The following is a 26,866-nucleotide window of genomic DNA, read 5'->3' on the forward strand; positions in this document are numbered from 1 at the left end:
CACCGCGCGGCCGACCCGGCGCCGCCCACCACCCACGGCACCGCGGTGCTCACGCAGAGCTTCGGAATCCGCATCGGCCGGAACGCCCGGTCCACGGCTGTGAAACTGTCCACACCCGTGTCGACCGCGCCTGCGGACGACCGGTTGCCCCTTGCGGCAGACGGCCTGCGGACGGTTTGTGGACGACCTGTGTCCACAATATGGACAGCGTGCCATCGTACGCGGGTTGCGCGAGGATCAAGCCCTCGCTGTAATGGCTGCCGCAAAGGAACTGCAACTGTCGCTGCCCGGATCCGCCCTGCGGTCGGCACGCGCCGCAGGACCCACGGAGCCGAGGAGTACGGAAGCACATGAGGGACAGACCTGGTCCGACCGGAATACGCGCCGAGGCCGAAGGCCCGTCCGCGTTGCGCCCGACAACCGGCGCACGGTGAAGGAAGCGCCGCACAGCGGCGGCGGCAGGTGGTTCCGCCGAGGCAGCCCCAACAGGCCCGGGCCAGTGACGCCCGAAGTACCCGCTCCCGCGCCGCCTCCCCCGCTCGGCGCGGAGCACGCGGCCATGCCGGGGGTGACATCCGACAGCGCACACGACACGGAGCTCATACGGGCCAGCCTCGCGGTGATCGAACCGCAGGTCGAAGAGCTCGCGGTCTACTTCTACGCGATCCTCTTCGCCCGGTATCCGACGGTTCGCGAACTCTTCCCCGCCAACATGGATGTGCAGCGTGACCGGCTGCTCCGGGCGCTGCTGCGGATCGTCGAACTCGTCGACGACCCCGAGAGCCTGACCCGTTTCTGCTCCCACCTGGGCCGGGACCACCGCAAGTTCGGTACGCAGAACGCCCATTACCCGGCGGTCGGCGAGTGCCTCCTCGAAACCCTGGCCCGGTTCGCCGGCCCGGCCTGGACCCCGGAGATCGCCGGCGCCTGGGAACGCGCCTACGGGGCGGTCGCGGACATCATGATGCGGGCCGCCGAGGAGAACGCCCAGCACTCCCCCGCGGCCTGGAACGCCCAGGTGATCGGGCACGTACGCCACCAGAACGGCATCGCGGAAATCACCGTGCAGCCCGACCAGCCGTACACCTACACCGCGGGCCAGTACCTGAGCCTCGAGTCGCCGTGGTGGCCCAGGGAGTGGCGCCACTACTCCCCGGCCCACGCACCGCGCGCGGACTCGGTCCTGACCTTCCACATCCGCGCGGTCCGGAGCGGCCGGGTCAGTCAGGCCCTGGTCGACCACACATCGGTCGGCGACTGGGTGCGAATCGGCCCGCCGCAGGGGGACATGGCCATCGACCCGGCGTCCCGTGACAACCTGCTCTGTGTGGCGGGCGGCACCGGGCTCGCCCCCATGCGGGCCCTGATCGAAGAGGTGGCGCGGCAGGGCATCTCGCACCGGCGCAGTGTCGATCTGTTCGTCGGTGCCAGAACGGCCGATGAACTGTACGGTCTGGACGACATGCTCCGGATGTCCCAGCGCCACCCCTGGCTCACCGTCCGCGCGGCGGTCTCCGAGCAGAACATCGTGGGCCGCACCGGCGCCCTTCCCCAGGTACTGGCAGAGTTCGGCCCCTGGGACCGGCACGAGGCGTACCTCAGCGGCCCCCAGCAGATGATCTCCGCGGCGGCCGACGTCCTGCTCCGCCGCGGTCTCGCGCCGGGGAAGCTGCACTACGACCCATGGGGTGCACCCGCACTCGCCTCGTCACTGCGCCGGGCCCGCGCCCAGGAGGAAGACGATCAGCTGTGACCACCTATGACGGGACGTTCGGCTCCCCCGGGGAGCGGCTGCTGCAGGAGGCGCTGGGGACGGCGGACCGCGCCTCCGGCTTCTACGAGCGGCAGATGCGTCCCTGTCTCACCCCGGCGATGCGCGACTTCATCGCACGGCAGTACATGGTGTTCCTGTCCACGGCGGACGCGCACGGCGAGTGCGACGCGAGTTTCCGGGCGGGGCCGCCCGGGTTCGTCGTCGCGCTCGACGACTACACCCTCACCTACCCCGAGTACCGAGGCAACGGGGTGGTGGCCAGCGCGGGCAACATCACCGAGAACCCGCATCTCGGCATGCTCTTCATCGACTTCACCGAGCATCACATCGGGCTGCATGTGAACGGGCGGGCCCAGGTGTACTCGGCGCACGACCACTACGCCCTGTATCCGCATCTGCCGGCCGACCCGGCGCCCGGCAGGCAGCCGCAGATGTGGATACATCTGTCGGTCGAGGAGGCGTACGTCCACTGCTCCAAGCACATCCCGCACCTTGAGCCCGGGCGGCGGCCCCGCGTCTCGCCGGACGAACGGCCCAAGGACGCCGAGTACTTCACCGGGGAGCAGCGGCCTGCGGTGTACCCCGCGGCCGGCTCCTATCCGGGGCCCTCGGATCCGTCCTGTCCGGCGCCCGCGCCCGCGTCCGCGGCCTATCCGGCGTCCGCGTCGTATGCGGAGCCTCCCGCGCCGCCCGCGCCCCCTGTGCCTCCCGCCCGTCACGCCGCCACCAGGAGCGGAGACTCCTCCGATGCGCCGCCGAGGACGCGGCGGGAGCGGCTCCTGAAACTTCTGCGCTGACCGCGCCCGTCCCGCCGGACCGGCCCGCCGGACCGGGCGGAACCGAGCCCGGCCGGAACCGAGCCCGGCCGGCGGGGAGTTGCCGCTCCGCCGGCTCCTCCTCGTTCCTCCTCGTTCCTACTCCGCCGGTTCCACCCCGGCCCGCAGCAGCCCGTACGTGTACGCGTCCTCCAGCGCCTGCCAGGACGCGGCGATCACGTTCTCCGCGACGCCCACCGTCGACCACTCCGCCGTGCCGTCGCTGGTGGTGATCAGCACACGGGTAGTCGAGTCCGTGCCGTGCCTGCCCTCCAGGATGCGGACCTTGTAGTCCGTCAGCTCCAGCTTCGCGAGCTGGGGGTAGATCCGCTCAAGGCCGACCCGCAGCGCCCGGTCGAGCGCGTTGACGGGGCCGTTGCCCTCCGCCGTCGCGACGATGCGCTCGCTCTTGGCCCACAGCTTCACCGTCGCCTCGTTGGCGTGTGTGCCGTCGGGGCGGTTCTCCACGATCGCGCGCCAGGACTCGACCCGGAAGTAGCGGCGGGCGCGGCCCTCCGCCTCCTCGCGGAGCAGCAGTTCGAAGGAGGCGTCGGCGGCCTCGTACGTGTAGCCCTGGAGCTCGCGCTCCTTGACGCGGCCGACGACGCGGGCGACCAGCTCGCGGTCGCCGCCCAGGTCGATGCCGAGCTCTTTGCCCTTGAGCTCGATCGAGGCGCGGCCCGCCATGTCGGAGACGAGCATCCGCATGGTGTTACCGACCTGCTCGGGGGCGATGTGCTGGTAGAGGTCCGGGTCGACCTTGATCGCGGAGGCGTGCAGGCCCGCCTTGTGCGCGAAGGCGGAGACACCCACGTACGGCTGGTGGGTGGAGGGCGTGAGGTTCACGACCTCGGCGATGGCGTGCGAGATGCGGGTCATCTCGGGCAGGGCGCCCTCGGGGACGACCGTCTTGCCGTACTTCAGCTCCAGGGCGGCGACGACCGGGAAGAGGTTGGCGTTACCGACGCGCTCCCCGTAGCCGTTCGCCGTGCACTGCACATGGGTCGCGCCCGCGTCGACGGCGGCGAGGGTGTTCGCGACGGCGCAGCCCGTGTCGTCCTGGGCGTGGATGCCCAGGCGTGCGCCGGTGTCCGCGATGACCGTGGCCACGACGGCCTGGACCTGGGCGGGCAGCATCCCGCCGTTGGTGTCGCAGAGGACGACGACATCGGCGCCGGCCTCGGCCGCCGCGCGTACGACGGACTTGGCGTACTCGGGATTGACCCTGTATCCGTCGAAGAAGTGCTCGCAGTCGAGGAAGACGCGGCGGCCCTGCGCGCGGAGGTACGCGACGGAGTCGCGCACCATCGCCAGGTTCTCTTCGAGCGTGGTGCGCAGCGCCAGCTCCACATGGCGGTCGTGGGACTTGGCCACCAGGGTGATCACCGGGGCGCCGGACTCCAGCAGCGCGTTGAGCTGTGGGTCTTCCTCAGCAGGGGTGTTGGGCCTGCGGGTGGCGCCGAAGGCCACCAGCTGGGCGTGCTTGAAGCCGATCTCCTGCTGCGCGCGGGCGAAGAACTCCGTGTCGCGGGGGTTGGCGCCGGGCCAGCCGCCCTCGATGAATCCCACGCCGAAGTCGTCGAGGTGCCGGGCGATCGTCAGCTTGTCCGAGACGGTGAGGTTGATGCCCTCGCGCTGCGCGCCGTCGCGCAGCGTCGTGTCGAAGACATGGAAACTGTCGTCCGTGGCCTTGGCCTTGGCCTCTGTGGTCATGCTGATCGACTCCTGTCGGATGGGTGGATCCGGAATTTCTGGCTCCACTTGCCCCCATCTTCGCGTGCGCCTCGTTCCCGGCCGAGGTGGGGCCTGGAAACGAAAAAACCCTTCGCGGGTGCGAAGGGTTAGCGCGCGGGTCTGGGGCACGGTGGCCGCGCCGTACGGGTTGGTACGGGTGCGGTCACTGCGGACCGGCGCGCCTGCTGCCGATAATCATGGCGAACGAGGACACGGTCGCAGTCTGCCACACCGTCCACTCCCCGTAGAGGGAATCTCACTATCCGGTCAAGCTCCTGCGCGGGCGTGGCGCGGACCACGCCCGCGGACCGGAGCGTCCCGGCCGGGTCTCACAGCGCTGAAGGGCTCGTCTTTCCCAGGTTCTCCGGGGCACGGCCGGCTGTGCCCGGGGCGGCGGCCCGGTTCAGATCGATGTCGCGGGTCTCCCGCATCGTGAGATACACCACCAGCGAGACGGCCGCGCACCCGGCCACGTACCAGTAGAAGCCCGACTCGGCCCCGGCCTTCTTGAACCAGAGCGCCACATACTCCGCGGTCCCCCCGAAGAGCGCGTTGGCCACCGCGTACGGCAGAGCGACCCCCAGCGCGCGGATCCCGGTCGGGAACAGCTCCGCCTTCACACACGCGTTGATCGACGTGTAGCCCGTGACGATGAGCAGCGCGAGCAGTGCCAGGCCGAAGGCCGGCCAGAACGTGCCCGCGTGCTTGAGCATCGTCATGATCGGCACGGTCAGGAAGGTCGAGCCGACCGCGAACGTGATCAGCATCGGGCGGCGGCCGATCCGGTCCGAGAGGAGGCCCGCCAGCGGCTGGACACACATGAAGACGAACAGCGCGCAGAAGCTGACCAGCGACGCGGTCGGCTTCGGCATACCGGCGCTGGAGGAGAGGAACTTGGTCAGATAGGTCGTGTACGTGTAGTAGGCGACGGTGCCACCCATCGTGAGCGCCATCACCAGCACCGCCTCCCGGCGGTGCGCCCAGAGCGCCTTGAGCGTGCCGCGGCTCTCGTCCGCCGCCGCGCCGGACTCCGCGTACACCTCGGTCTCCAGGAGCGAGCGCCGCAGATAGAAGACGACGGCCGCGCCGACAGCGCCCACGATGAACGGGATGCGCCAGCCCCAGCTGTGCAGCGCGTCCTCGGACAGGGTGCGCTGGAGGACGATCTGCAGTCCCAGGCCGACGAGTTGGCCCGCGGTCATCGACACGTACTGGAAGCTGGAGGCGAATCCGCGCCGGCCGGGGGCGGACGCCTCGGTGAGATAGGTGGCGCTGGCCGCGTACTCACCTCCGACGGAGAGCCCCTGGAGCAGCCGGGCGACCAGCAGGACCGCCACGCCCCCGTACCCGGCGACCCCGTACGTGGGGGCGACCGCGATGAGGATCGCCGACGCCGACATCAGGGAGACGGTGAGGGTCAGCGCGGCCTTGCGGCCCCTGCGGTCGCCGATCCGGCCGAGCAGCCAGCCGCCCACGGGCCGCATGAAGAACCCGACGGCGAAGATGCCCATGGTGTTCATGAGGTTCGCGGTCTCGTTCCCCTTCGGGAAGAACGCGTCGGCGAAGTACACCGCGAAGGTGGCGTACACGAACCAGTCGAACCACTCGACCATGTTGCCGGCCGAGCCGACCCAGACTTTCTTCCACTGCTCTCGTCCCATGGGGATTCACGGTGGCGCAGCCGCCTGACGGCCCACAAGAGGGCCGCACGCAACGATCACGCGTACTTGTGTGCGTTGCGTTCCCCGGGCGGCCGGTTCAGCTCTGCGGGGCGAGCGCCTCGTCGATGAACTCGCCGACGTGGGCCAGGACTTGGGGCCTGCCCGAACCGGGAAGGGCCATCGCGACATGGGTGCTGAAACCGTCGAGCAGCGCCCGTATCCGGGTCGCGAACCGCTCGGTGTCGACCGCGCGCAGCTCACCGCGCGACGCCCCCTCGACCAGCAGGGCGACCAGATCGCGGTGCCAGGACAACTCGATGTCGAGCAGCCGGGCGCGGGTGTCGTCGTCGACGCCGTGCGCCCGGTTCCACAGTTCCAGCCAGAGCGACCAGTGCGGATCACGGGGGCCCGCGGGGACATACAGGTCGACGTAGGCGTCGAGCCGTTCGCGGACCGGCACCTGCCGGGCGAGCGCCGCGCGGCGGTCCATGCCGAGCAGCTCCTCGCTCCATTCGAGGGTCTGGAGGAGGAGCTCGTCCTTGGAGCGGAAGTAGTACAGGAGGTGCCCGCTGCTCATCCCGACCTCGCGGCCGAGCCCCGCCATGGTGAGCTTCTCCAGGCCGCCGGCGGCGATGCTGGCCATGGCCGCGGCCAGCAGGGTCTCGCGAGGCGGGGCGTTCTTGCGCGCGCGGGCCGCCGGTTCGTTCATGCCGCCCAGAATATGGGATGCGCCGGCGGCCGCCGCGGGCCCGTCCTTGTCCACTGGTGGGCCTCCGGCCTCAGCCCTGTCCGACGAGCGGCTGCTGCTGGGTGATGCAGTGGATGCCGCCGCCGCCCGCGAAGATCGTCCGGGCGTCGACCTGTACGACGGTCCGGTCCGGGAAGAGCTCCTGGAAGACCGCCGCCGCACCCTTGTCCCGGGGATCGCCGAACGCGCAGAGCACCACTCCGCCATTGCAGAGGTAGTGGTTGATGTACGAGTAGTCGACCCACTCCCCGTCGGCCTTCAGGGTGGTCGGGGCCGGGACCTCGACCACCTCCAGCGGGCGGCCCTTCGCGTCGGTCTCCGCACGGAGCTGCGCCACGATCCCCTTGCACAGCTCGTGGTCGGGGTGGGCGGGGTCGGGCTGGGTGTGGGCCACGACCACACCGGGCCGCGCGAACGCCGCCACGATGTCGACATGTCCCCGGGTCCCGAACTCGCCGTAGTCGCCGCTGAGTCCGCGCGGCAGCCAGATCGCCTTCGTGGTGCCGAGCCGGGCGTGGATCTCGGCCTCGACCTGTGCGCGGGTCCAGCCGGGGTTGCGCTCGGGGCCGAGCTGGACGGTCTCGGTCAGCAGGACCGTGCCCTCGCCGTCGACATGGATCGCGCCGCCCTCGTTGACGAGCTCCGAGGTGTGGGTCTGCGCCCCGGCCAGGTCGGAGACGTACGCGCCGATCTTGGAGTCATGTCCCCAGCGGGCCCAGGACTGGGCGCCCCAGCCGTTGAACGTCCAGTCCACCGCGGCCAGCCGCTCGCCGTCGGTGACGAAGGTCGGGCCGATGTCGCGCATCCAGGCGTCGTCCAGGTCGCGCTCCACCAGCTCGACATCCGGCCCGAGCAGCGCACGGGCCTCCGCGGACTGGCCGGGGCCTGTCACCATCGTCACCGGCTCGAAGCGGCGGACCGCCCGCGCCACCGCGGCCCACGCCTCGCGCGCCTGCGCCAGGCCGGCCTCGTCGTCGAAGGTGGGGTTGGGCCCGGGCCAGGCCATCCAGGTGCGCTCGTGCGGGGCCCACTCGGGCGGCATACGGAACATGGGCGGGTCCTCCGGGAGATCGGTCTGACGCGGATCGAAGGCTGAGCGGTGACAGGCTGCGGGTTGAGACAGGAAGGACGGGATCAGAGGAAGTACAGGCGGTTGAGCGAGACCGACTCCGCGGCCTCCGACTCCAGCGGGTCGCCGTCGAGTGTGACGAGACCTGTGCGCTGGTTCACATCCACCTGTCCCGTACGGGAGTTGAGACGCAGGTCGGCCGGGCCGATGCCCCGGGTGCCGCGCACGGCGACGCGCCGCCGGCGGGTCGGCATGTGGTCGCTGCCCAGGTCTATGGCGGCCTGCGCCACGAAGGCCACGCCGAGGTCCGCCGCCGTCGCCCCGTAGGAGCCGAACTGCGGTCCGAGGATCAGCGGCTGGCAGGTGTCGGTCGCGGCGTTCGGGTCGCCGGTCACGCCGTACGCCGGGAAACCCGACTTCAGGACGAGCTGCGGCTTCGCGCCGAAGGAGTCGGGCCGCCACAGCACGATGTCCGCGAGCTTGCCGGTCTCGATGGAGCCGATCTCGTGGGCGAGGCCGTGGGCGATGGCCGGGTTGATGGTCAGCTTCGCCATGTACCGCAGGACGCGGGCGTTGTCGTCGTCGCCCTCCGCGCCGCGCTCGGCCTTCATCTTCCCGGCCATCGCGAAGGTCCGGCGCACGGTCTCGCCCGCGCGCCCCATGCCCTGCGCGTCCGACGAGGTGATCCCGATGGCGCCCAGGTCGTGCAGGACGTCCTCGGCCCCCATCGTCCCGGCGCGGATCCGGTCGCGGGCCATGGCCGCGTCGCCCGGCAGATCGGTCTTCAGGTCGTGTACGGAGACGATCATCCCGTAGTGCTCGGCGACCGCGTCCCGGCCGAACGGCAGCGTCGGGTTGGTGGACGAGCCGATGACGTTGGGGACCCCGGCCATCTTCAGCACGTTCGGCACATGGCCGCCGCCGCACCCCTCGATGTGGAAGGCGTGGATCGTACGGCCCTCCAGCACGCTCAGGGTGTCCTCGACGGACAGGCACTCGTTCAGGCCGTCGCTGTGCAGGGCGACCTGGACGTCGTACTCCTCCGCGACGCGCAGCGCGGTGTCCAGGGCGCGGGTGTGCGCGCCCATGTCCTCGTGCACCTTGAAGCCGGACGCGCCGCCCTCGGCGAGCGCCTCCACCAGGGGTGCCGGGTCGGACGACGAACCGCGGGCCAGGAAGCCGATGTTGACCGGCCAGGCGTCGAAGGCGTTGAACGCGTGGCGCAGCGCCCAGGGCGAGTTGACGCCGACGCCCCAGACCGGGCCGAACTCCTGGCCGATGATGGTCGTCACGCCGGAGGCGAGCGAGGCCTCCATGATGCGCGGCGAGAGCAGATGGACGTGCGCGTCGACGGCTCCGGCGGTGGCGATCAGCCCCTCGCCCGAGACGATCGAGGTGCCGGTGCCGACGACGACATCGACCCCGTCGAGGGTGTCGGGGTTGCCGGCCCGGCCGATCGCCGCGATCCGGCCCTCCCGGATACCGATGGAGACCTTGCGGATGCCCAGCACCGCGTCGATCACCAGCACATTGCTGATCACGACATCGCAGGTGTCGCGTACGGCGGCGGCCTTGAGGTGCAGTCCGTCGCGGGCGGTCTTGCCGAATCCGGCCAGGAACTCGTCGCCGGGCCGCTGCGCGTCGGACTCGACCCGGACGGTCAGCCCGGAGTCACCGAGGCGGACCCGGTCACCGGCGCGGGGTCCGTGCACGGCTGCGTACTCACTCATCGTTCGGCTCCTGTCGTCCGGCACCCAGATATCCGCAGGCCGCCGCGCGCCGCAGGGCCTCTTCCTTCGCGCCGGGCGCGTCCAGCTCCCCGTCGACCAGCCCCGCGAACCCGATCGCGATCCGGTCGCCGCCGATCGCGATCAGCTCCACATCGGCGCTCTCGCCGGGCCCGAACCGCACGGACGAGCCCGCGGGCACACACAGCCGCCTGCCGTAGGCGGCGGCGCGGTCGAAGTCCAGCCGGGGGTTGGCCTCGAAGAAGTGGAAGTGCGAGGTGACGCTGACCGGCACGGACGCGGTGTTGTGCACGGTCAGCGTCACCTCGGGGACGGGGTCCTGGTAGCCGGGCCCGGACAGTACGGCGCCGGGCGCGTCATCGCCCAGCGAGCCGCCGCCGATGGGGTCGGTGACCACGGCGAGCCGCGATCCGTCGTCGAAGACGGCCTCGACATTCACCTCGGCGACGACATCGGCGACCCCGGGCAGCACATCGCCGGGGCCGAGCACCGAGCGCGCCGCCTCGATCGCCTCGGCGAGGCGCCGCCCGTCACGGGCCGCCTCGCAGACCGTGTCGGCGATCAGCGCGGTCGCCTCGGGGACATTGAGCAGCAGCCCGCGCGCCCGGCGCGCCCGCGCCAGCTCCGCGGCGCCGAACAGCAACAGCCGGTCGCGCTCTGTCGGGGTCAGTCTCACGCCCACTCGCTTCCATTGGTCGTCGGAACGTCCGATTGCCCATCACTCATCGTTTAGAGCGTCACTCTAACTTCAAACAACGGTTATAGAAAGAACAGAAACCATTGACATGCCAAACCGGAAGACATCAGATTGAGCGGCACTCAAAAAGACGAGCGGAGAGGTACCTCGTGCCGATCGAACAGCGCGGAGTCGACACCATCCCGGACGCGGAGCGCACCAGCGGTCCGCGCGATCTCATCAGCATCCTGCTGGGGTCCAACCTCTGCCTGGGAGTGATCATTTTCGGCTGGCTGCCGGTCTCCTTCGGCCTCGGCCTGTGGCCGTCCGTCACCTCCGTCGTCTCCGGCACGGTCGTGGGCACACTCCTCACCGCACCGCTCGCCCTGGTCTCGCTGCGGACCGGCACCAACCTCTCCACATCGAGCGGCGCCCAGTTCGGCGTGCGCGGCCGGCTCATCGGCTCGATCGTCGGCCTGCTGCTCTCGCTCGGTTACACGGCGCTGACCCTCTGGACCGGTGGCGACGTGATGATCGGGGCCCTGTCCCGGCTGACCGGGCTGCCGGACAGCGGCCTGATGCACGCCGTCGTCTACGCACTCCTCGCCGCCCTCACCGTCACCGGCGCGGTGTACGGATACCGGATCCTGCTGCGCCTCAGCAAGGCCCTCGCCATCGGTATGACGCTCCTGCTGGTGCTCGGGCTCTTCGCGTACGCCCCCCACTTCACCACCGCGGCCGCCCCGCACACCGGGTATCTGCTCGGCTCCTTCTGGCCCACCTGGTTCCTCTCGGCCGTCGCCGCCGGGCTCAGCGGCCCCATCGCCTTCATCACCCTGCTCGGCGACTACACCCGCTATGTCTCGCCGCGCCGCCACACCTCCCGCGCCGTCCTGACCGCCACCTGCTTCGGTCTGATACTCGGGCTGCTCGTCCCCCAGCTCTTCGGCACGTACACCGCGCTGGCCGCCCGCTCGGCCGTCGACTTCGCGGGCCCGCTGGTCACCGCGTCACCCGGCTGGTACCTGATCCCGCTGCTGCTCGCGGCGTCAGCGGGTTCGGTCGGCAACGCCGGTCTCATGCTCTACTCGATGGGCCTGGACCTGGACGCGATCCTGCCGCGCGCCACGCGTGCGCGGGCGACCCTGGTGGTGGCCGGTGTCGCCACCCTCTTCGTCTTCGTCGGCCACTTCGCCTGGAACGCCCAGTCGGCGATGACCTCGTTCGTACTGCTGCTCACGGCCATCGGCACGCCCTGGGCCGTGATCACCGTCATCGGCTACGTCCGGTGCCGCGGCCAGTACGACTCGGAGGCTCTCCAGGTCTTCAACCGCCGGTCCAGGGGCGGGGTCTACTGGTACCGCTCCGGCTGGAACGTCCGGGCGTCGGTGGCCTGGGCGGCCGGCGCGGCCGTGGGTCTTTGCGCGGTCTCCACCCCGTTCTACGAGGGCCCCCTGCTGCACCTCACCGGCGGAGTGGACTGCAGCTTCCTCTTCTCCGGTGCGGTCGGCGGGCTGGTCTACGCGGCCCTCACCCGGCGCACGGCCGCGGCCGGCAGCCCCGCGGCGGCCCCGGCGGACCCTTCCGAGACCCCTGCCGGAGCGCTCGCGGAGTTGTAGCGTCGTGGCCCATGGAGCGTGAGATACAGGCTTTCGTCCCCGAACCGGGCCGCGCCGAACGGATCGCGGCCGAGACCGCGGCAGTCACAGCCCGCTGGCCCGACCCCGCGCACCGGCCGCCCCTCTTCGGCGTCCCGGTCGGCATCAAGGACATCATCCACGTCAACGCCCTGCCCACCCGGGCGGGTTCGGCCCTCCCGCCCGAGGCCCTGGCCGGACGGCAGGCCACACTCGTCGACCGGCTGCGAGCGGCGGGGGCGGTGATCGCGGGCAAGACGGTGACGGCCGAGTTCGCGGTACTGGCCCCCGGGCCGACCCGTAACCCGCGCAACCCCGCGCACACACCCGGCGGATCGAGCAGCGGCTCGGCTGCGGCGGTCGCGGCCGGGATGGTCCCGCTGGCCGTGGGGACCCAGACGGTCGGCTCGGTGATCCGCCCGGCGGCGTACTGCGGGGTGGCGGCCTTCAAACCGACGTACGGGCGCATACCGGTGGACGGCGTCATCGCGAACGCCCCGAGCTTCGACACCGTCGGCCTCTTCGCGGCGGACGTGGCCGGGCTGCTGCCCGCGGTCGCGGTGGTCTGCGACAACTGGCACCCGTACGGGCCGCCCGCGGGCGCGGAGGGCCGGTCGCCCGGTCTGCCGGTGCTCGCGGTCCCCGAAGGCCCGTATCTGGAGTGCGCGGAACCGGAGGCACTCGATGTCTTCGCGACCCGGGTGGAACGGCTGCGCGCGGCCGGGTTCACCGTGCGGCGCATCCCGGTGATGGCCGACTTCGAGCAGGTCAGGGCCCAGCTCTTCACGATGAACCGCTACGAGGTGGCCCGTACCCATGCGGAGTGGTTCGCGGAGTACGGCGCGCTCTACCGGCCCGAGACGGTACGGGCGATCCGGGAGGGCCAGGGCATCACGGAGGTGGAGTACGCGCGGGCGCAGCGGGAACGGGTCGCGTTCCGGGACCGGATGGCGGCGGCGATGGCCGGCACCGACCTGTGGATCACACCGTCGGCGACCGGCCCGGCCCCGGTGGGGCTGACCACGACGGGCAGCTCCGTCATGTGCCTCCCCTGGAGCAACGCGGGACTGCCGTCCCTGACACTCCCGGCGGGACACGCGGGGAACGGCCTGCCGCTGGGGCTCCAGTGCGTAGGAGCGGCGGGGGACGACGAACGGGTGCTGGCCTGGGGGGCGTTGATCGAGACGGCGCTCGGGGAGGAGTGACCTCTGGCCTCAGACGCCGGAGGAGCTTGAACAAGCTCCTCCGGCGTCTGAGGAGCGGGGTCCGGGGCCCCGGGAAAGGGACGGACCTCAGCCCAGCGGGTGCATCCACCCGTGCTGGTCCTCGCCGACCCCCCGCTGGATGTCGAGCAGCGCGGCCCGCAGTGCCAGCGTGACCTCACCGGGCGTACCGTCCCCCTGCGTCCACTCACCGCTTGCCGACTTCACGGTGCCGACGGGGGTGATGACCGCCGCGGTGCCGCAGGCGAAGACCTCGGTGAGCGAGCCGTTCTCCGTGTCGCGGCGCCACTGGTCGATGGAGACCCGGCCCTCCTCGGCGTCGTAGCCGAGGTCGCGGGCGACGGAGAGCAGCGAGTCGCGGGTGACGCCCGCCAGCAGCGAGCCGGTGAGCTGCGGCGTGACGATCTTCGGCTTGCGGCCGTCCCCGCCCCCGTACACGAAGCACAGGTTCATACCGCCCAGTTCCTCGACCCACTTGTGCTCGACGGCGTCGAGGTAAGCGACCTGGTCGCAGCCCTGGCGGGCTGCCTCGGCCTGGGCCAGCAGGGACGCGGCGTAGTTTCCGCCGGTCTTGGCCTCGCCCATGCCGCCGGGCACGGCGCGCACCCGGTCCTCGGACAGCCAGATCGAGACCGGCTTGACGCCGCCCTCGAAGTAGGCGCCGGCCGGCGAGGCGATCACGATGAAGAGGTACTCGTTGGCGGGCTTCACGCCCAGACCGACCTCGGTGGCGATCATGAACGGACGCAGATAGAGGGACTCCTCGCCGCCGTGCGCCGGAACCCATGCCTTGTCCTGCTGGACCAGCGCGTCACATGCGGCGAGGAAGGTCTCGACCGGCAGCTCGGCCATGGCAAGGCGGCGGGCGGAGAGCTGGAAGCGCTTGGCGTTGGCCTCCGGGCGGAAGGTGGCGACCGATCCGTCGGGCTGGCGGTACGCCTTGAGCCCCTCGAAGATCTCCTGCCCGTAGTGCAGGGTCATGTTCGCCGGGTCCAGGGAGAGCGGCGCGTACGGGACGAGCTGCGCGTCGTGCCAGCCCCGCCCTTCCGTCCACTTGATGGTCACCATGTGGTCGGTGAAATGGCGGCCGAATCCGGGGCGGGCCAGCAGCGCCTCCCGCTCCGCGTCGGACAACGGGTTGGAAGAGGGCTTGAGCTCGATCGGGAGCGTCGTCATGAGAGGTATGTCCTTCACCGGTTGTTTGTGACGGACCGCGCTCACGCCACTACTAGGACGTCCGAGCTTCCCCACATACCGCGGCCCCACGTCCGATTATCGCTCGTGGGTGGCCGCGGATGAAAGGCGTGAATGCGGTCCAGGATTCGATGGTCGCACCCGGGGACCGCAAAACACAGCCGCCGGGTGTCTGAGAGACCCGGCGGCTGTGGTGTATCAGTCGACGGGTCAGCCCGCTACTCGTACCGCGAGCGCGTCGCCGATCTGGTCGGTCGTACGCGGCTCCGTACCGCGCTCCGCCAGGTCCGCGGAGACCGCGTCCTCGATGCGGGCGGCCTCCGGCTCGTGGCCGAGGTGGCGCAGCAGGAGGGCGACGGAGAGGATCGTGGCCGTCGGGTCGGCCTTGCCGGTGCCCGCGATGTCGGGCGCCGAACCGTGCACCGGCTCGAACATCGACGGGAAGGTGCCCGTCGGGTTGATGTTGCCGGAGGCCGCCAGGCCGATGCCGCCGGTCACGGCAGCGGCGAGGTCGGTCAGGATGTCGCCGAAGAGGTTGTCGGTGACGATGACGTCGAAGCGCTCGGGCTGCGTGACGAAGAAGATCGTCGCGGCGTCGACGTGCAGGTAGTCGGTGGTGACGTCCGGAAACTCCTGGCCCACCTTGTCGAAGATGTTCTTCCACATGTGGCCGGCGTAGACGAGGACGTTGTTCTTGTGCACCAGCGTCAGCTTCTTGCGCGGGCGCGCCTGGGCCCGGGCGAACGCGTCGCGGACGACCCGCTCGACACCGTACGCCGTGTTCACGCTGACCTCGGTCGCGATCTCGGCGGGCGTGCCGGTGCGGAGGCTGCCGCCGTTGCCGGTGTACGGACCCTCGGTGCCCTCACGGACGACGATGAAGTCGATGTCCGGGCGGCCGGCGAGCGGGGTGGCCGTGTTCGGGAACAGCTTCGAGGGGCGGAGGTTGACGAAGTGGTCGAAGGCGAAGCGGAGCTTGAGCAGCAGACCGCGCTCCAGGACACCCGACGGCACGGAGGGGTCACCGATCGCGCCGAGCAGGATCGCGTCGTGGCGCTTCAGCGACTCCAGTTCGGCGTCCGGGAGGGTCTCACCGGTGCGGTGCCAGCGCTGGGCGCCGAGGTCGTACTCCTCGGTCTCCAGCTTCACATCCTGAGGAAGGACCGCGTTCAGGACCTTGAGGCCCTGGGCCACGACTTCCTGGCCGATACCGTCACCGGGGATCACTGCGAGATTGAGGCTGCGAGACATGACGGCACCCTACTGCGCGTCCCAGGGGATGACATGTGGTGTCCATTATCCGGACACGTGATCTGCTGTACGGGCACCGTTCACCCGTACGGCAGGAGCGCGTCAGGCCGACGGGGCACCTTGTCGGCCATGGACACACCTCGCTTCGGTATCCCCGAGAAGCTCGCCGGCCGGATGAGTATGGCCGAGCAGCACGAGTACCTCCGCACCCGGCTCAGCCGTCGCGGGGTGCTCCGTACGACCGCGGCAGGCGCCGCTGTCACCGTAGCCGGAGCCGGCACCGCGCTGGGCACGCAGGCCGCTTACGCGGCGCCCGCGCCCGCGCACCACCCCGCTCACCCGACGCCGGCCGTCGACGGCTCGCTGGTCGCTCCGTTCGGCAGGCACCTCGCCTACGGCGCGGACCCCAGGACGCAGATGCGGGTCTCCTGGCAGGTCCCGTTCGCGGTGAAGCGGCCGTACATCCGGATCGGCACCTCGCCGTCGGACCTGAGCCGGAAGATCGGCGCCGAGGTGCGGCACCTGACGACGCCCAGCCTGAACGGCGGCAAAATCGCCGCAGCCGAGCAGTTCTACGTGCACGCCGGACTCGACCGGCTGCGGGCGGGGACGACGTACTACTACGGCGTCGGGCACGACGGCTTCGACCCGGCCGACCCCCGCAACCTGGGCACCCTCGGCACCTTCCGCACCGCCCCGTCCCGCGCCGAGTCCTTCACCTTCACGGCCTTCGGCGACCAGGGCGTCAGCTACCACGCGCTCGGCAACGACCAGCTGATCCTGGGCCAGAACCCGGCGTTCCACCTGCACGCGGGTGACATCTGCTACGCGGACCCGTCGGGCTCGGGCCAGGAGACGGACACCTACGACGCGCGCACCTGGGACCAGTTCCTGGCGCAGACGGAGACCGTCGCGAAGTCGGTGCCGTGGATGGTGACCACCGGCAACCACGACATGGAGGCCTGGTACTCCCCCGACGGCTACGGCGGCCAGAACGCCCGCTGGACGCTGCCGGACAACGGCCCCGACCCGGTCAACCAGCCCGGTGTGTACTCGTTCGTGCACGGGAATGTCGGGGTCGTGGCGCTGGACGCCAATGACGTCTCGTACGAGATCCCCGCCAACTACGGCATCAGCGGCGGCAAGCAGACCCGCTGGCTGGACCGGCGCCTGGGCGAGCTGCGTGCGAACCGCGACGTCGACTTCGTCGTGATCTTCTTCCACCACTGCGCGTTCTCGACGACGAACTCGCACGCGTCGGAGGGCGGGGTGCGCGAGGAGTGGGTGCCGCTCTTCGAGAAGCACCAGGTGGACCTGGTCATCAACGGCCACAACCACGTGTACGAGCGCACGGACGCGATCCTGCGGAACAAGGTGGCGCGCAAGGTGCCGGCCGGCGAGCGGACGGACCCGACGCGGGACGGCATCGTGTACGTGACCGCGGGCGGTGCGGGCAAGTCGCTGTACGACTTCCCGGCGCCCGACAGCTACGAAGGACACCTCCACGAGCAGGAGAGCGTGCCCACCTACCACTGGGTCAAGGGCGGCGGGAAGGCGACCGAGACCGTGGAGTGGTCACGGGTGCGCTACACCGGCTACTCGTTCCTCGCGGTGGAGGTGACGACCGGCCCGCGGGCGGCGCTGAAGGTCAGCGCGCTCGCCGAATCGGGCGAGCGTATCGACCACTTCGAGATCCGCCGCGGCCACTGACGCCGTACCCCATACCTCTTCACGACCGCCCTGTGCCGTACGGCGCGGGGCGGTTGTGCGCGTGCGTGCTGGTGAGGAGGGCGAGGGCGGGCGGGTCAGTGCCCGGTGGAGCCGCCGTTGTCGCGGCGGTCGAGTGCGCGCTGGAGGGCGGCTGCCGCGTTCTTGCGGTCGGACTCGCCCGAACGTGCTGCGCGGGCGGTGTGACGGACGCGGCGGACTGTCGTCTCGGCCATGGGGATCGACTCCTTGAAGCAAGGGGGATATCGATGCGCCGGAGGGGCGGGGAGTCGGCGCCGCAGGGGTTACCTGCCTCAGGGCGCTGCTCACGACCGCCAGTCGCTGGGTCGAGCGAGACGTTCGGCTCCTCTCAAACTAAGGGAGCCGGGCTGGTCTGTCTGCACAATTACTCGGACTTCCTACTATCTGAGACGCGATCATGAATCGGCCTCACCACCCAGGTCGCATCCTGCCTAGGTGGTGAGGCACTGTCGGTATGACCGCAGACCGCAGATCCAGCTGGATCGCCGCACCGATCAGCGGCTGATTCGGCCGGCGGCGCGTGAGACGTGACGTCATCAGGGGCGTTGCGGGCCGAGGTCAGCGGTTGACGGCCTGAATCTCCTGAACGGTGACGGGCTGGTCATCGCCGTACGCACCGTCGGGAAGGGTCCCTCCCGCACCGCCGGTCCCTGTCCAGCTGATCTTCCAGGTGGCAGTGGACCGCAGATCGAAGGTGCCACCCCCGGAAGACCGCTGGTAGACGACGCCGCAGGGCGGGGTCCGATCGGCCTTGCCCGGCGCGAACGGCTCACCGATGGAACCGTGGCTGATGGCACACCGACCGGACGCCGGGAGCACCTGGGCGTCGTCGGTACCGGGGTCCAGGCTGAGCGAGTCCGCCGTGGCCGTGGTCGTCGCCTCGGCATGAAAACCGCCGACGTCGAGTGAGGCGGTGACGGAAACGGGTTTGAAATCGGCCTTGTCCAGCCATGCCCAGGTCGGCAGATTGACCTTGCTGGCACCGGCCGGAGCGAGACTGACCCTGGTCCCGGGGACCTGCATCTGCTGATAGGCGAGCCCGGCGAGCGTCTCGGGCTTGATGGCCTCGGGAACGTCGGGGGTCTCACCGTTCTTGACCCAGAACGGGTCCTTGTCACACTTCATCTGATCGGCAAGTGAGGCGTCGTCGTTGAACTGGGGCCCCCACCACATCCCCTCTTTCTCCTTGTCGATGTTGTAGTTGTCGCCGGCGTACTTCTGGTTCTGGTGCGAGATGTCCCCGCGGACATCATTGGGCAGATCCGGGTCGTGGACGGCCGAGACATAGACGCCCTGCCGGAACTGCTGGAACTCAGTGGCGGACCACTCCGGGGCATACCAGCACGCGGGCGGCGTCCAGTTGGAGTCGGTGGAGGCCATCGGACCGGAGCGGCCTCCGGCACTGCCGGACGAGCGGTACTTGATGGATACCTGGGAGGCGATGGTCCGGTTGGGTTTCTTGGTGCCTTGGGCTCCGCTGATGGTGTCTTCCGCGTGGGCCGGCGCGGCGACTGTCCACAGCAGCGAGCAACTGATGGCCGAAACCAGGACCGGCTTGCGTATCACCTTCACATGCACTGAGCGGCCTCCGCTTGCACCTTGATCTCCTTGGCGCGCCAGAGGCCATTGACGCCGTCCGCAGCACTCATGCCGATCTGCCAGAAGTAGAAGTCCTTGACGCTCTTGGTGGTCCGGGTGACGTCACCACTCTTGACGTTCTTGCTGTAGAGCTTCGAACCGTCACTGCAGAAGGTGACAACGGCAGTCTTCTTGCCGTCTACCGACTGCACCTTGGGCTCGTAGTACTTCCTCTCGCCGGTGACGGTCATTCCCGCCTCAACATGCTGGGCGATCTGGTCCCGCGCGTACTCCTGGGCGGGACTCTGGAATTCGGAGTAGAACTTGTACGCAGCGTCGTTCTTGTCCTGCTTGACGATTCCGTGCTCGATGGCACGAATGAAATTCTCCGCATCGCCCAAGGCCGCGGCCTGGTCCGGATCCGACAGATGAGACACGGGGAAAACGAACTTGACGTCTCCAGGAAGCCTCACATCCGGCCTGTCGATACCAGGCGCCTTGCTCGTCGCAGGTTCGCTCGGCGCCGCGGTCTTCTTCGCTCCCCCGCCGTCCGCGCCGGCGATCTTGTCGTTGCCCGAGCCCTTGTCCCCACCCCCGCATCCCGTCAGCAACAGGGCAGCGGCCGCCGCGAAGGACACGGCGGCGGGCAGGACGCGACTGCGGTTCACTGGTAACTCCCGGTGAGGCGAGGGTTCTTTGAGTCAAGGGATCGTACTAGCACCGGCCACGCAGCCGTTCAGCCCATCCGCCCGGCGAGAATCCGCCGCTCGGTGTCGGCCTCGGCCTCCGTGACCTCCTTGGGGTGCGAGGCGCGCTGGCGCTGCACATCCGCGAGGAAGTCATGCGCCTGCTTGGACAGGTCGGTGTTGGCACCGTGCAGATCACTCCCCCAGGCCCGGGCGTTCTTCCCGACCCAGACCTCCCCCTGGCCACTGGCCATCTGCTTGTCGGCCGCCTTGAGGGCATCCGCCACGGAGGCGATGTCATTGGACACCTCCTTGCAGAGAGCGTCCAGCTCCTGCCAGATGGGGCTGGGGACCTTCTTTTCCGACTTGTCAGCCATCAAAATCTCCTAGTGATGCCGGGGCTCCAGCACGCCCCACTAGGGAGCATCCGGATCAGGGAAACCTGTAGGGACAGGGGAAGTCGATGCGTCCTTCGGGTCATATTTGTCGCTCGACTGACTGCCGTAGTCATGCAGGAGTTCCTTCTTTGCATTCCCGACGGGGATGCATTCACTTCGAGTCCAGAGTGAAGCCCTGGGCCCCTGACCGGCTTCCCCCTTGAGCGGTACGATCACGAGCGTAACGCCGTGCACTGTGGAAGAATAAGCTTTCTTGCCCGACGATCGAAGATCCCAACCCGCTGCACTCAGTTTACTTTTGAGTGAAGCCAGGAACTCCGCATCGCTTTCTTTCTCATCCCCCTCGATGATCGGGGCGTAAATTTCATACATGCTTGAGTTCTTGGCATTTCGATCCGTGCATTCAGTGAACCGGCCGAACGCCACCTGCCCCGTCGCACCGCTTGCGCGGTAGATTTTCCAATAAGACTGAGCTACGGGCCGACGGGCCCGTTCTGCCGCTTTCTTGCCGTCCGCAGCACTCGTAGCATCTCCCCCGCACGCACCGAGAAGCGATACGAGCGCAGCGACGGAAACGCAGATAAGACCATTCCGCTTCATCATTACGACGCTCCGGTGAGGCGAGCGACCTCAAGTTGATTGTAAGTTTCTTCGGACGTATTGGCGACGGTCTTGTCATTCAGCCAGGCATTGTAGGCAAGTTTCTGACTCGGGGACGCGTCGCTGACCAGCCCCCCATCATCGTCAAGGAATTTCTTTCCGTCACAGTACTGATCGGCGTACTGCCCCGGGTTGCCCAAGTTGTGATTCTTCTTGAACTGCGTCTTGACAGCCGCTGTGTACTCGTCACGCCAGCCCTTGTACGGAGCCTTGTCCTTCTTCTTGTCCGCCTCATCCGGGTCGACGTTTCCGATGAACACTGACAATGCGTAATTGACAGCCGCTTTTGAGATATTGGCGGCGGCCTCATTCGGCGCGAACGCGACTTCGATTCCCGCACCGGTCACAGCAGTCATCTGTCCCTGGATTGTGGAATTCCACTTATCGGCCTTGGCTGAGTCCTCCGCCTGCATCTGGCCAAAGACTTTCTTCGCCTCGGCGCCAAAGATCCCGTCGAGCATTCCCTTGGTCCGGGTCGCCTGAGCATTGTCCGGATTATTGTCCAGAACGTACTGCCCCTGCTGGCTACTCATCGCCATCATCGTGGTGGTGGCCTCCGGGTTTCGCATGGCCTCGTCGATGAAAGCCCGCAAATCATCCTCCGGAACAGAGACATGCCCCGCTCCCGGGTCCGCCGGGGCCGGATCCGTCAAGATGCTCTGCACGTCGTCCCAGTGATACGTGACAATGTCACCGAACGCCTTCTGGATCTCCGAATGAGTATGTTCGTCCGAGTGCTCGGAGTAGTACTTGATCAACTTCTCCGAGTTGTCGGCTGCCACATTCGCGTCCGCGCCCTGCCCATCCAGCGTCCCCGCCCTGATGACACCGGCAAACGCCTTCGCCTGGAAGTCGGGCATCCCTCCGTGGTGATCCGAGTCGTCTTTCATCCAACCCGGGATGCGGTCCATGTTTTCGTGGAGGAACTTGGTCGCGGCCGCGGGCTCCTCACCCATCGCCTCCCAGACCTTCTCCCCGTACATGTAGTTGCCCGGGTTGAGACACTGCTTGCCGAGGTTCGCCACCACGTCCGACGGGAAGGTGGCGTGTCCGACGAGTCCCGACAGGTGCTGGAGGTCCTCGTCGCCGTTCTCGTCCTTGAACGTGGTCCCGTTCCGCATGGCCGTGGCCACAGTCGTAGCAAGGACGGATATCCCGGCGTCCGGGTTACCCGGGTCGTACATCGCCGGGCCGTCCTGCAGTTGGTAGAGCGCGGTGTCGCCGAGCTCAGCCATCGCGGCCTTGCAGTAGTCCGGATCCGTCTCGTTGGCCGCAAGCATCTTCATGTACTCGTCGAGGCCGATGTCACCGTCTTTATAAGCCTTGGCGTCCTTCTTCGCGGCCTTCTGCGCGGCAGCCTGAGTCGTGTACTTGCCGAGGTCGCCGGCCCCCGAGGTGACCATCCCGCTGATACCGAGATCCTTGTCCAGCTTCTCCTCGTCCATCGCCAGGCTCTGGCGGCGCCGGAGCATGGGCAGTTCACCGTGGGCCCAGCTGAGGTGGCCGGTCATCTTCGTCAGGCGGGTCGTGTCCATCTGGAGGCGACGTGCGTGGCTCATCCAGCTGTTGATGTGCGTCGGCCCCGCCCCGGCACCGTCCCCGGAGTTGGTGTTGATCGACTTGATGAGGTCACCGAGTCTGTCCGGGTTGATGCCCTGGAAATCCTTACCGGCATCCGGATCCATCTACGTCCCCCTGAGTCGATGACCAAGCAAGTGAAGTTGTCGCGAGGCGTGCGCGCAGCAGCTGCGGGCAGCACAGAGCACCTCCCCGATCCTGGGGACGCTATCTGTCGTGTCCATGGTTTCGCCAGTGCCAACGCTGTTCACGCCGGCCGGCCCGCGTACCAGAACGCCCCGGCTCGCCCCGACTTCGCATAGATGTCGGAGCAAATCCGGGGCGCCCTCAGGACCCGTCCCGACGGGACTACCGCACCCTGGCGCCGTTCCTGCGGCGCAGGGCGAATACCAGGCCCCCGCCCAGTGCCACCGCCGCCGCGGCCGCGCCCGTGATCAGCGGGGTGTTGCTGGAGCCGGTCGACGCCATGGTGCCGGTCGCGTCGCCGCCCGTCGTGGACGCGGCGCCCGTGGAGCCCGTGCCGCCGGTGGACTGGGCGTGGGTGCCGCCCGACGTACCCGTGGAGCCGGTGCCCGAACCGCCGGTCGTGCCCGCAGTCGAACCGCCCGTCGACGAGCCGCCGTTGGAGCCGCCCGACGAGGCGGATCCGGAGCCGGAACTCGTACCCGTACCGGAGTCCGACCCCGTGACGTCTATGACGAGCTTCGCCTTGTCGTTCGCGGGGTTCTTGTCGAAGACCGGGTGGATGTCGTACGCCGAGGTGGCCTTGACCTCGCTCGATGTGTCCTTCGCGCCCTTCTCGATCTTCAGGACGAACTTGTACGCCTGGAGCGACCCCACCTCGTAGATGTGGTCGGGCGGCAGGCAGACGTACTTCCGCTTTCCGGGCGCGGAAGGTCCGCTCGGGCCGTCGATCGCGAAGGGCTGGCAGTCCTTCGGGACCTCGACGGCCGTCGTGCCCTTGGGGATGTCGACCATCACCGCGGGCTGGTCGTCACTGGTGTTGTCGTCGATCCAGCCCGGGCCGTCGTTGCGCAGGCCCGCGGTGACCGTGACCTTGTCCCCCGGCTTGCCCTTCGCGGTGTCGCCGACCGCGGCGAGGTCCGCCGTGCTGTCCGCGGTGACGGGCAGCGAGCGGTAGCTGAGGGCGGTCGACCCGGACGCAGGGTCGCCGCCTGTGGTGCCCGTGCCGTACTCCACGTTCTCCATCAGCGCCTTGGGCAGCACCTTGAAGTTGATGGGCGCGGTGAAGTGCTCGCCGGGGCCGAGGACTTTGTCGAAGTGGCAGAGCGCCACGGAGACCTGGTCACTGTCGGTGGAGTACGTACAGCCCGCGGCGTGTTCGGGGAAGGCCAGGCCACGCGTGATCCGCAGCCGCATCGTGACGCCGTCGGCGGGTGCGTCGCCCTGGTTGGTGAAGGTCAGGGCGTCCGTCCGGACCTCGCCCGGCTTCCACGGATCGCTGGACAGCTCGGACACCACGAGGGCCGGGGCCGCCGCGTCATCGGCATGTGCCTGGACGGCCGGCGCGAGGGCTGCGGCGAGCAGGGCCGCCGCCACGGCGGACACGGAGCTGATGCGGTGGCGCAAAGTGATTCTCCTGTATGGGGTCGTGAACGCGTATCAGCCCTTTGATGCTCGAATGACGAGAGAGGTTGTCCGCATCCACCGGACCATCACCACATGGACACAACTCCGTCATCGTCCCGCGCTCACTCGCGCGCACCCTCACACGGGCTCACACCGGGACGATCTCGATGCCGTCCGGTACCCCGTCGAGGGTGCGCACCACCCCCGTGCTCACCTGGAGCGTCGTGAGGTGCGGGAAGGCGCTCAGCCATTCGAGGCCCACCCCCAGGTCGTACGCGAGCCACAGCCTGGTCAGCCGCTCGGCGACGATCCCGTCGAGCAGCTGGTCCGGTGTGAACATCCCGGAAATCAGCACCCGCGACCGCCCGCCCAGCCGGCGCAGCGCGTGCAGCTCGGACATGTCCGACACCGGGAAGTCCAGTCCGTCCTCGCCGAGATGGGCGATGATCTCGTCCGCGTAGGTGTCGGTGTCATAGCGCCGCCAGGCACCCGCGAGCTGGGAGCGCACGGCCCAGGACGAGCGGTCCCGCATCCGGACCAGATACCCGATCGCCCGGTCGTCGGCCACCGATGTGGCGGTGACCGCGAGCCGGTGTGCCTCGTCGTCGGAGACCGTGGCGGGGTCCGGCAGCATCTCCAGGACGATCGGCCCGATCCAGCCGAGCGCGCGGGCGCCTTCGAGCGTGGTCGGCCTGGCCAGGTCCCGGGTGTAGCGGTGCACCCTGGCACGTACGGCGGGATCGAGTTCCGTCGCGTTTTCGAGACTGGCCGCGGCGAGCAGTTTGCGGTGCCGGGACTCCACCGGGCGCGCGCCCTTGCGTGCGGCGACCAGTCCGTCCAGCAGGTACGCGCACTCGTCGGGCCTGGCCAGGGCGACCGCCATCCGGACCACCTCCTCCCAGTCGTCCTGGTGGGCGTGGTTGATCAGGAAGTCGAAGTCATGCCGTTCCACGGCGGCGCGGGCGCTCAGATAGTCCTGGAACGTCCGGTGCACGAAGTCCACCGAGCCGTGCGTGGGTTCGCGCAGCAGGCCCGTCCGGTTGAGCAGATGGCGGTAGATCTCCTCGGGTCCGCCCTGTTCCGCCGCGTGCGGGATGGACGGCAGATACTGGGCGAGGGTGTCCACCGCGACCGGACGGTCCATCTCCGAACGGCCGTTGACGAGCATCCAGTGGGCGAGCTTCTGGAGCAGCTGGACCTTCGGTTCCTGGGTGAGGTCGATGCCGTCGGTGGGGTGCATGTCGCGTTCGCGGTCGCGCCGTTCGAGCAGCATGGACAGGGCCGCGTCGTACAGCGCCTTGCGGCCGCGCGGCAGATAGCCCCGGCGGTCCCGGTGCAGGGCGCAGATCAGCCCGCACATCAGCGGGTTGGTGGCGAGCCGGCCCAGGTCGCGGTTGAGCCGGACCGCTCCCAGCAGGGTCTGCTCGTAGTGTTCGAGCCGGTCGAGATCGGTGGCCCCCTCCCGCGCCGCCCGGTGCCAGCGCTGGATGAACGCGGCGACGCCCTCGCGGCTGAGCGGCGAGAGCATCAGCTCGGTGAAGCCCTCGGAGGCGAGCCAGTTCTCCCGCACGGCGGAGGGCCGCGAGGTCAGCAGCCAGACATTGCCGGGGTAGAGGGCGAGCAGCCGGCGCAGTTCGTGGCGGAGCTGCTCGCGGTCCGCCTCGGACGACTCGTCTATGCCGTCGACGAGGAGCAGCGCCCGCCCGTCGGACATGACACGGTCGGCCCAGCCCGCCGGCTGGGAGCCCGCGCGGGGATAGCGGGCGGCGGACAGAAAGTCGTCGGGGACCGGGAATCCGCCCTCGCCGAACCGCCGTACGGGCAGTACGAAGGGCACCCGGCCGCGCAGCCCGTCGAGCTTCGCGGGCAGGGCGTCGCGCGCGATCGCCACCGCGAGCCACTGCACGAGCGTGGTCTTCCCGGAACCGGCCACCCCGCGCAACAGCACCCGGTCCCGGCCGGACAGCGCCTGCTCGGCCGGGAGCGCGGGCTGCGGCGGCGCGGCCCCGGTGACGCCGAACTCCGCCTCCAGGCTGAGGTAGGCGGTGTCCAGCGGCCAGCTGTCCGGCGAGTGGGCGAGCTCGATCCCGAAGATGGTGAGGTGGTTGTGGCCCGCGATGAGGTCCTGCGCGTACCGCTCCTCGAACGCGGCGTCCGCACTGGTCCGATCGGGAAAGCGCCGGGCGAGCGCGTCCATCTGCCCGCTGAGAAGGGCCAGTTGGCGGGTCTGTTCCACGAGGGTCGACGCGACGAAGGTGGAGCGCTGGGTGAAGAAGTGCAGAATGTGCAGACAGGCCGTCTCGACCAGCGCCGCGTGGAACCGCTCTCCGTCGGCGGACAGCTGATGGCCGGCCCCCGGTTCGGCGGCGCGGAGCAGTCCCGCGAACTCCCTGGTGCCCAGCCGCACCGCCTGGAGATCGTCGATCTCGATCGCGCCCAGCGCGCCCAGGGTCCGGGAGACCGCGTCCGCGACCGCCTGCTCCTCGTCCGCGGCGATGGGCTGCTCCCCCGGAGCGGCGGACCGCAGCGCCCGTCCGACCAGGGTCTCGGCGAGTCCGGCGAGGTCCCGTTCGTCGAGCGTCCGCTTCTCGCCCCGGAACGAGACCAGGCCGGATATCCGTACGGGGCGGTCGACCACCCCCGCGCCCGGCCCCTCCTGGACGAACAGCTTCTTCACCAGTGGCACGACGACGCTTGAGGCAAGTTTGGTGGCGAGTGTTGCGGGATCCACGGCGTTCTCCCCCTGACTGCGTTGCGCCGGCAGGCCGGCCGGCGCTGGAGGCCTGGCGCCCGGATACGGCGAGCGCGCGCCCCGTGTGAGAGACGTCGTGCGCCCCCCGAACGGTTCACCGTACGCCCCCTGTTGGGGATCACCGGGGTTCCGGACGGGGGCCGCCGGGGGCACCCGCACCACCCCCGCTGCCCGCACCGCCGGGCTCGTCCGTACCGCGGGGAAGCACAGCCGACAGCAGCCCGCCGTGCACCGGATACGCCCGCTCCCGTGGCAGCAGCGCGGCGGCGGCCGTCTCGTCACCGGCCCAGGCCGCGGGGAACCGGCCGTGCGGGCCACCGGAATAACGGCGGCCAGGACATGGAT

The 26,866-nt window shown here is 69.4% G+C and carries 20 protein-coding genes and 1 pseudogene; 5 read left to right on the forward strand and 16 right to left on the reverse strand.

The window, feature by feature from the left end; translation table 11 throughout:
* Window positions 1-499: 499 nt before the first annotated feature.
* Both OG210_RS05830 and OG210_RS05835 read left to right on the forward strand, forming a co-directional pair.
* Window positions 500-1,753 (forward strand): globin domain-containing protein, encoded by a 1,254-nt coding sequence (locus tag OG210_RS05830; RefSeq protein WP_328331806.1) that lies wholly within the window; start codon window positions 500-502, stop codon window positions 1,751-1,753.
* Window positions 1,750-2,328, forward strand: a pseudogene (locus OG210_RS05835) (pyridoxamine 5'-phosphate oxidase family protein); the annotation flags it as partial. The gene OG210_RS05830 and the pseudogene OG210_RS05835, both read left to right, overlap by 4 nt.
* Before the next feature lie 360 nt (window positions 2,329-2,688).
* Here OG210_RS05835 and cimA read toward each other — a convergent pair.
* The 6 genes from cimA to ureA all read right to left on the reverse strand — a co-directional run bounded on the left by cimA (window position 2,689) and on the right by ureA (window position 10,225).
* Entirely contained in the window at window positions 2,689-4,302 is a 1,614-nt protein-coding gene (gene cimA, locus OG210_RS05840) for a citramalate synthase (protein ID WP_328331804.1), read from the reverse strand.
* Between the two features lie 350 nt (window positions 4,303-4,652).
* Complete coding sequence (locus OG210_RS05845; RefSeq protein WP_371535167.1) at window positions 4,653-5,984, reverse strand: MFS transporter; 1,332 nt, start codon at window positions 5,982-5,984, stop codon at window positions 4,653-4,655.
* 97 nt (window positions 5,985-6,081) lie between these two features.
* Window positions 6,082-6,693, reverse strand: coding sequence for a TetR/AcrR family transcriptional regulator (locus OG210_RS05850; protein WP_328331800.1), 612 nt, complete (start codon window positions 6,691-6,693; stop codon window positions 6,082-6,084).
* Window positions 6,694-6,763: 70 nt separating this feature from the next.
* A complete protein-coding gene (locus tag OG210_RS05855; protein ID WP_371535170.1) occupies window positions 6,764-7,783 on the reverse strand; it encodes an agmatine/peptidylarginine deiminase in 1,020 nt (339 codons plus the stop codon).
* Window positions 7,784-7,866: 83 nt separating this feature from the next.
* Window positions 7,867-9,531 (reverse strand): urease subunit alpha, encoded by a 1,665-nt coding sequence (locus OG210_RS05860; protein WP_328331796.1) that lies wholly within the window; start codon window positions 9,529-9,531, stop codon window positions 7,867-7,869.
* Window positions 9,524-10,225 (reverse strand): urease subunit gamma, encoded by a 702-nt coding sequence (gene ureA / locus OG210_RS05865; RefSeq protein WP_371535172.1) that lies wholly within the window; start codon window positions 10,223-10,225, stop codon window positions 9,524-9,526. Before ureA ends, OG210_RS05860 begins: the two co-directional genes overlap by 8 nt.
* Window positions 10,226-10,395: 170 nt before the next feature.
* Between ureA and OG210_RS05870 the strand changes: the two genes are divergently transcribed.
* On the forward strand, window positions 10,396-11,844 hold the full coding sequence (locus tag OG210_RS05870) for a cytosine permease (RefSeq protein ID WP_371535174.1): 1,449 nt from the start codon (window positions 10,396-10,398) through the stop codon (window positions 11,842-11,844).
* Between the two features lie 11 nt (window positions 11,845-11,855).
* Window positions 11,856-13,067: an amidase gene (locus OG210_RS05875; protein WP_371535176.1), complete on the forward strand. Its 1,212-nt coding sequence runs from the start codon at window positions 11,856-11,858 to the stop codon at window positions 13,065-13,067.
* Window positions 13,068-13,154: 87 nt separating this feature from the next.
* Here the strand turns inward: OG210_RS05875 and OG210_RS05880 are convergent, their stop codons facing one another.
* Complete coding sequence (locus tag OG210_RS05880) at window positions 13,155-14,261, reverse strand: branched-chain amino acid aminotransferase (RefSeq protein ID WP_328331788.1); 1,107 nt, start codon at window positions 14,259-14,261, stop codon at window positions 13,155-13,157.
* A 228-nt stretch (window positions 14,262-14,489) separates the two neighbouring features.
* Window positions 14,490-15,530, reverse strand: coding sequence for a 3-isopropylmalate dehydrogenase (locus OG210_RS05885; protein ID WP_328331786.1), 1,041 nt, complete (start codon window positions 15,528-15,530; stop codon window positions 14,490-14,492).
* 129 nt (window positions 15,531-15,659) lie between these two features.
* Here OG210_RS05885 and OG210_RS05890 point away from each other — a divergent pair, with 129 nt between their 5' ends.
* Window positions 15,660-17,240, forward strand: coding sequence for a purple acid phosphatase family protein (locus OG210_RS05890; protein ID WP_371535179.1), 1,581 nt, complete (start codon window positions 15,660-15,662; stop codon window positions 17,238-17,240).
* A 95-nt stretch (window positions 17,241-17,335) separates the two neighbouring features.
* On the opposite strand, the gene OG210_RS05895 is transcribed toward OG210_RS05890, so the two are convergent.
* From OG210_RS05895 to OG210_RS05930, 8 genes are all read right to left on the reverse strand, one after another.
* Window positions 17,336-17,473, reverse strand: a complete 138-nt coding sequence (locus tag OG210_RS05895) for a hypothetical protein (protein ID WP_203599203.1) — start codon at window positions 17,471-17,473, stop codon at window positions 17,336-17,338.
* Window positions 17,474-17,837: 364 nt separating this feature from the next.
* Window positions 17,838-18,857, reverse strand: coding sequence for a hypothetical protein (locus tag OG210_RS05900; protein WP_328331782.1), 1,020 nt, complete (start codon window positions 18,855-18,857; stop codon window positions 17,838-17,840).
* Window positions 18,848-19,525 (reverse strand): hypothetical protein, encoded by a 678-nt coding sequence (locus OG210_RS05905; protein ID WP_371535182.1) that lies wholly within the window; start codon window positions 19,523-19,525, stop codon window positions 18,848-18,850. The genes OG210_RS05900 and OG210_RS05905 overlap by 10 nt, the downstream gene beginning before the upstream one ends.
* A 68-nt stretch (window positions 19,526-19,593) precedes the next feature.
* Entirely contained in the window at window positions 19,594-19,920 is a 327-nt protein-coding gene (locus tag OG210_RS05910) for a hypothetical protein (RefSeq protein WP_328331778.1), read from the reverse strand.
* 39 nt (window positions 19,921-19,959) lie between these two features.
* On the reverse strand, window positions 19,960-20,544 hold the full coding sequence (locus OG210_RS05915) for a hypothetical protein (RefSeq protein WP_371535184.1): 585 nt from the start codon (window positions 20,542-20,544) through the stop codon (window positions 19,960-19,962).
* Window positions 20,544-22,286 carry a hypothetical protein gene (locus OG210_RS05920; protein WP_371535186.1) on the reverse strand — a complete coding sequence of 581 codons (1,743 nt, stop codon included), beginning with the start codon at window positions 22,284-22,286 and terminating at the stop codon, window positions 20,544-20,546. The genes OG210_RS05915 and OG210_RS05920 overlap by 1 nt, the downstream gene beginning before the upstream one ends.
* A gap of 241 nt (window positions 22,287-22,527) precedes the next feature.
* On the reverse strand, window positions 22,528-23,769 hold the full coding sequence (locus tag OG210_RS05925; RefSeq protein WP_328331772.1) for an LAETG motif-containing sortase-dependent surface protein: 1,242 nt from the start codon (window positions 23,767-23,769) through the stop codon (window positions 22,528-22,530).
* 148 nt (window positions 23,770-23,917) lie between these two features.
* Window positions 23,918-26,500, reverse strand: coding sequence for an NACHT domain-containing protein (locus OG210_RS05930; RefSeq protein WP_328331770.1), 2,583 nt, complete (start codon window positions 26,498-26,500; stop codon window positions 23,918-23,920).
* Window positions 26,501-26,866 lie beyond the last annotated feature (366 nt).

The organism is Streptomyces sp. NBC_00466 (assembly GCF_041433995.1).
Lineage (GTDB): Bacteria > Actinomycetota > Actinomycetes > Streptomycetales > Streptomycetaceae > Streptomyces.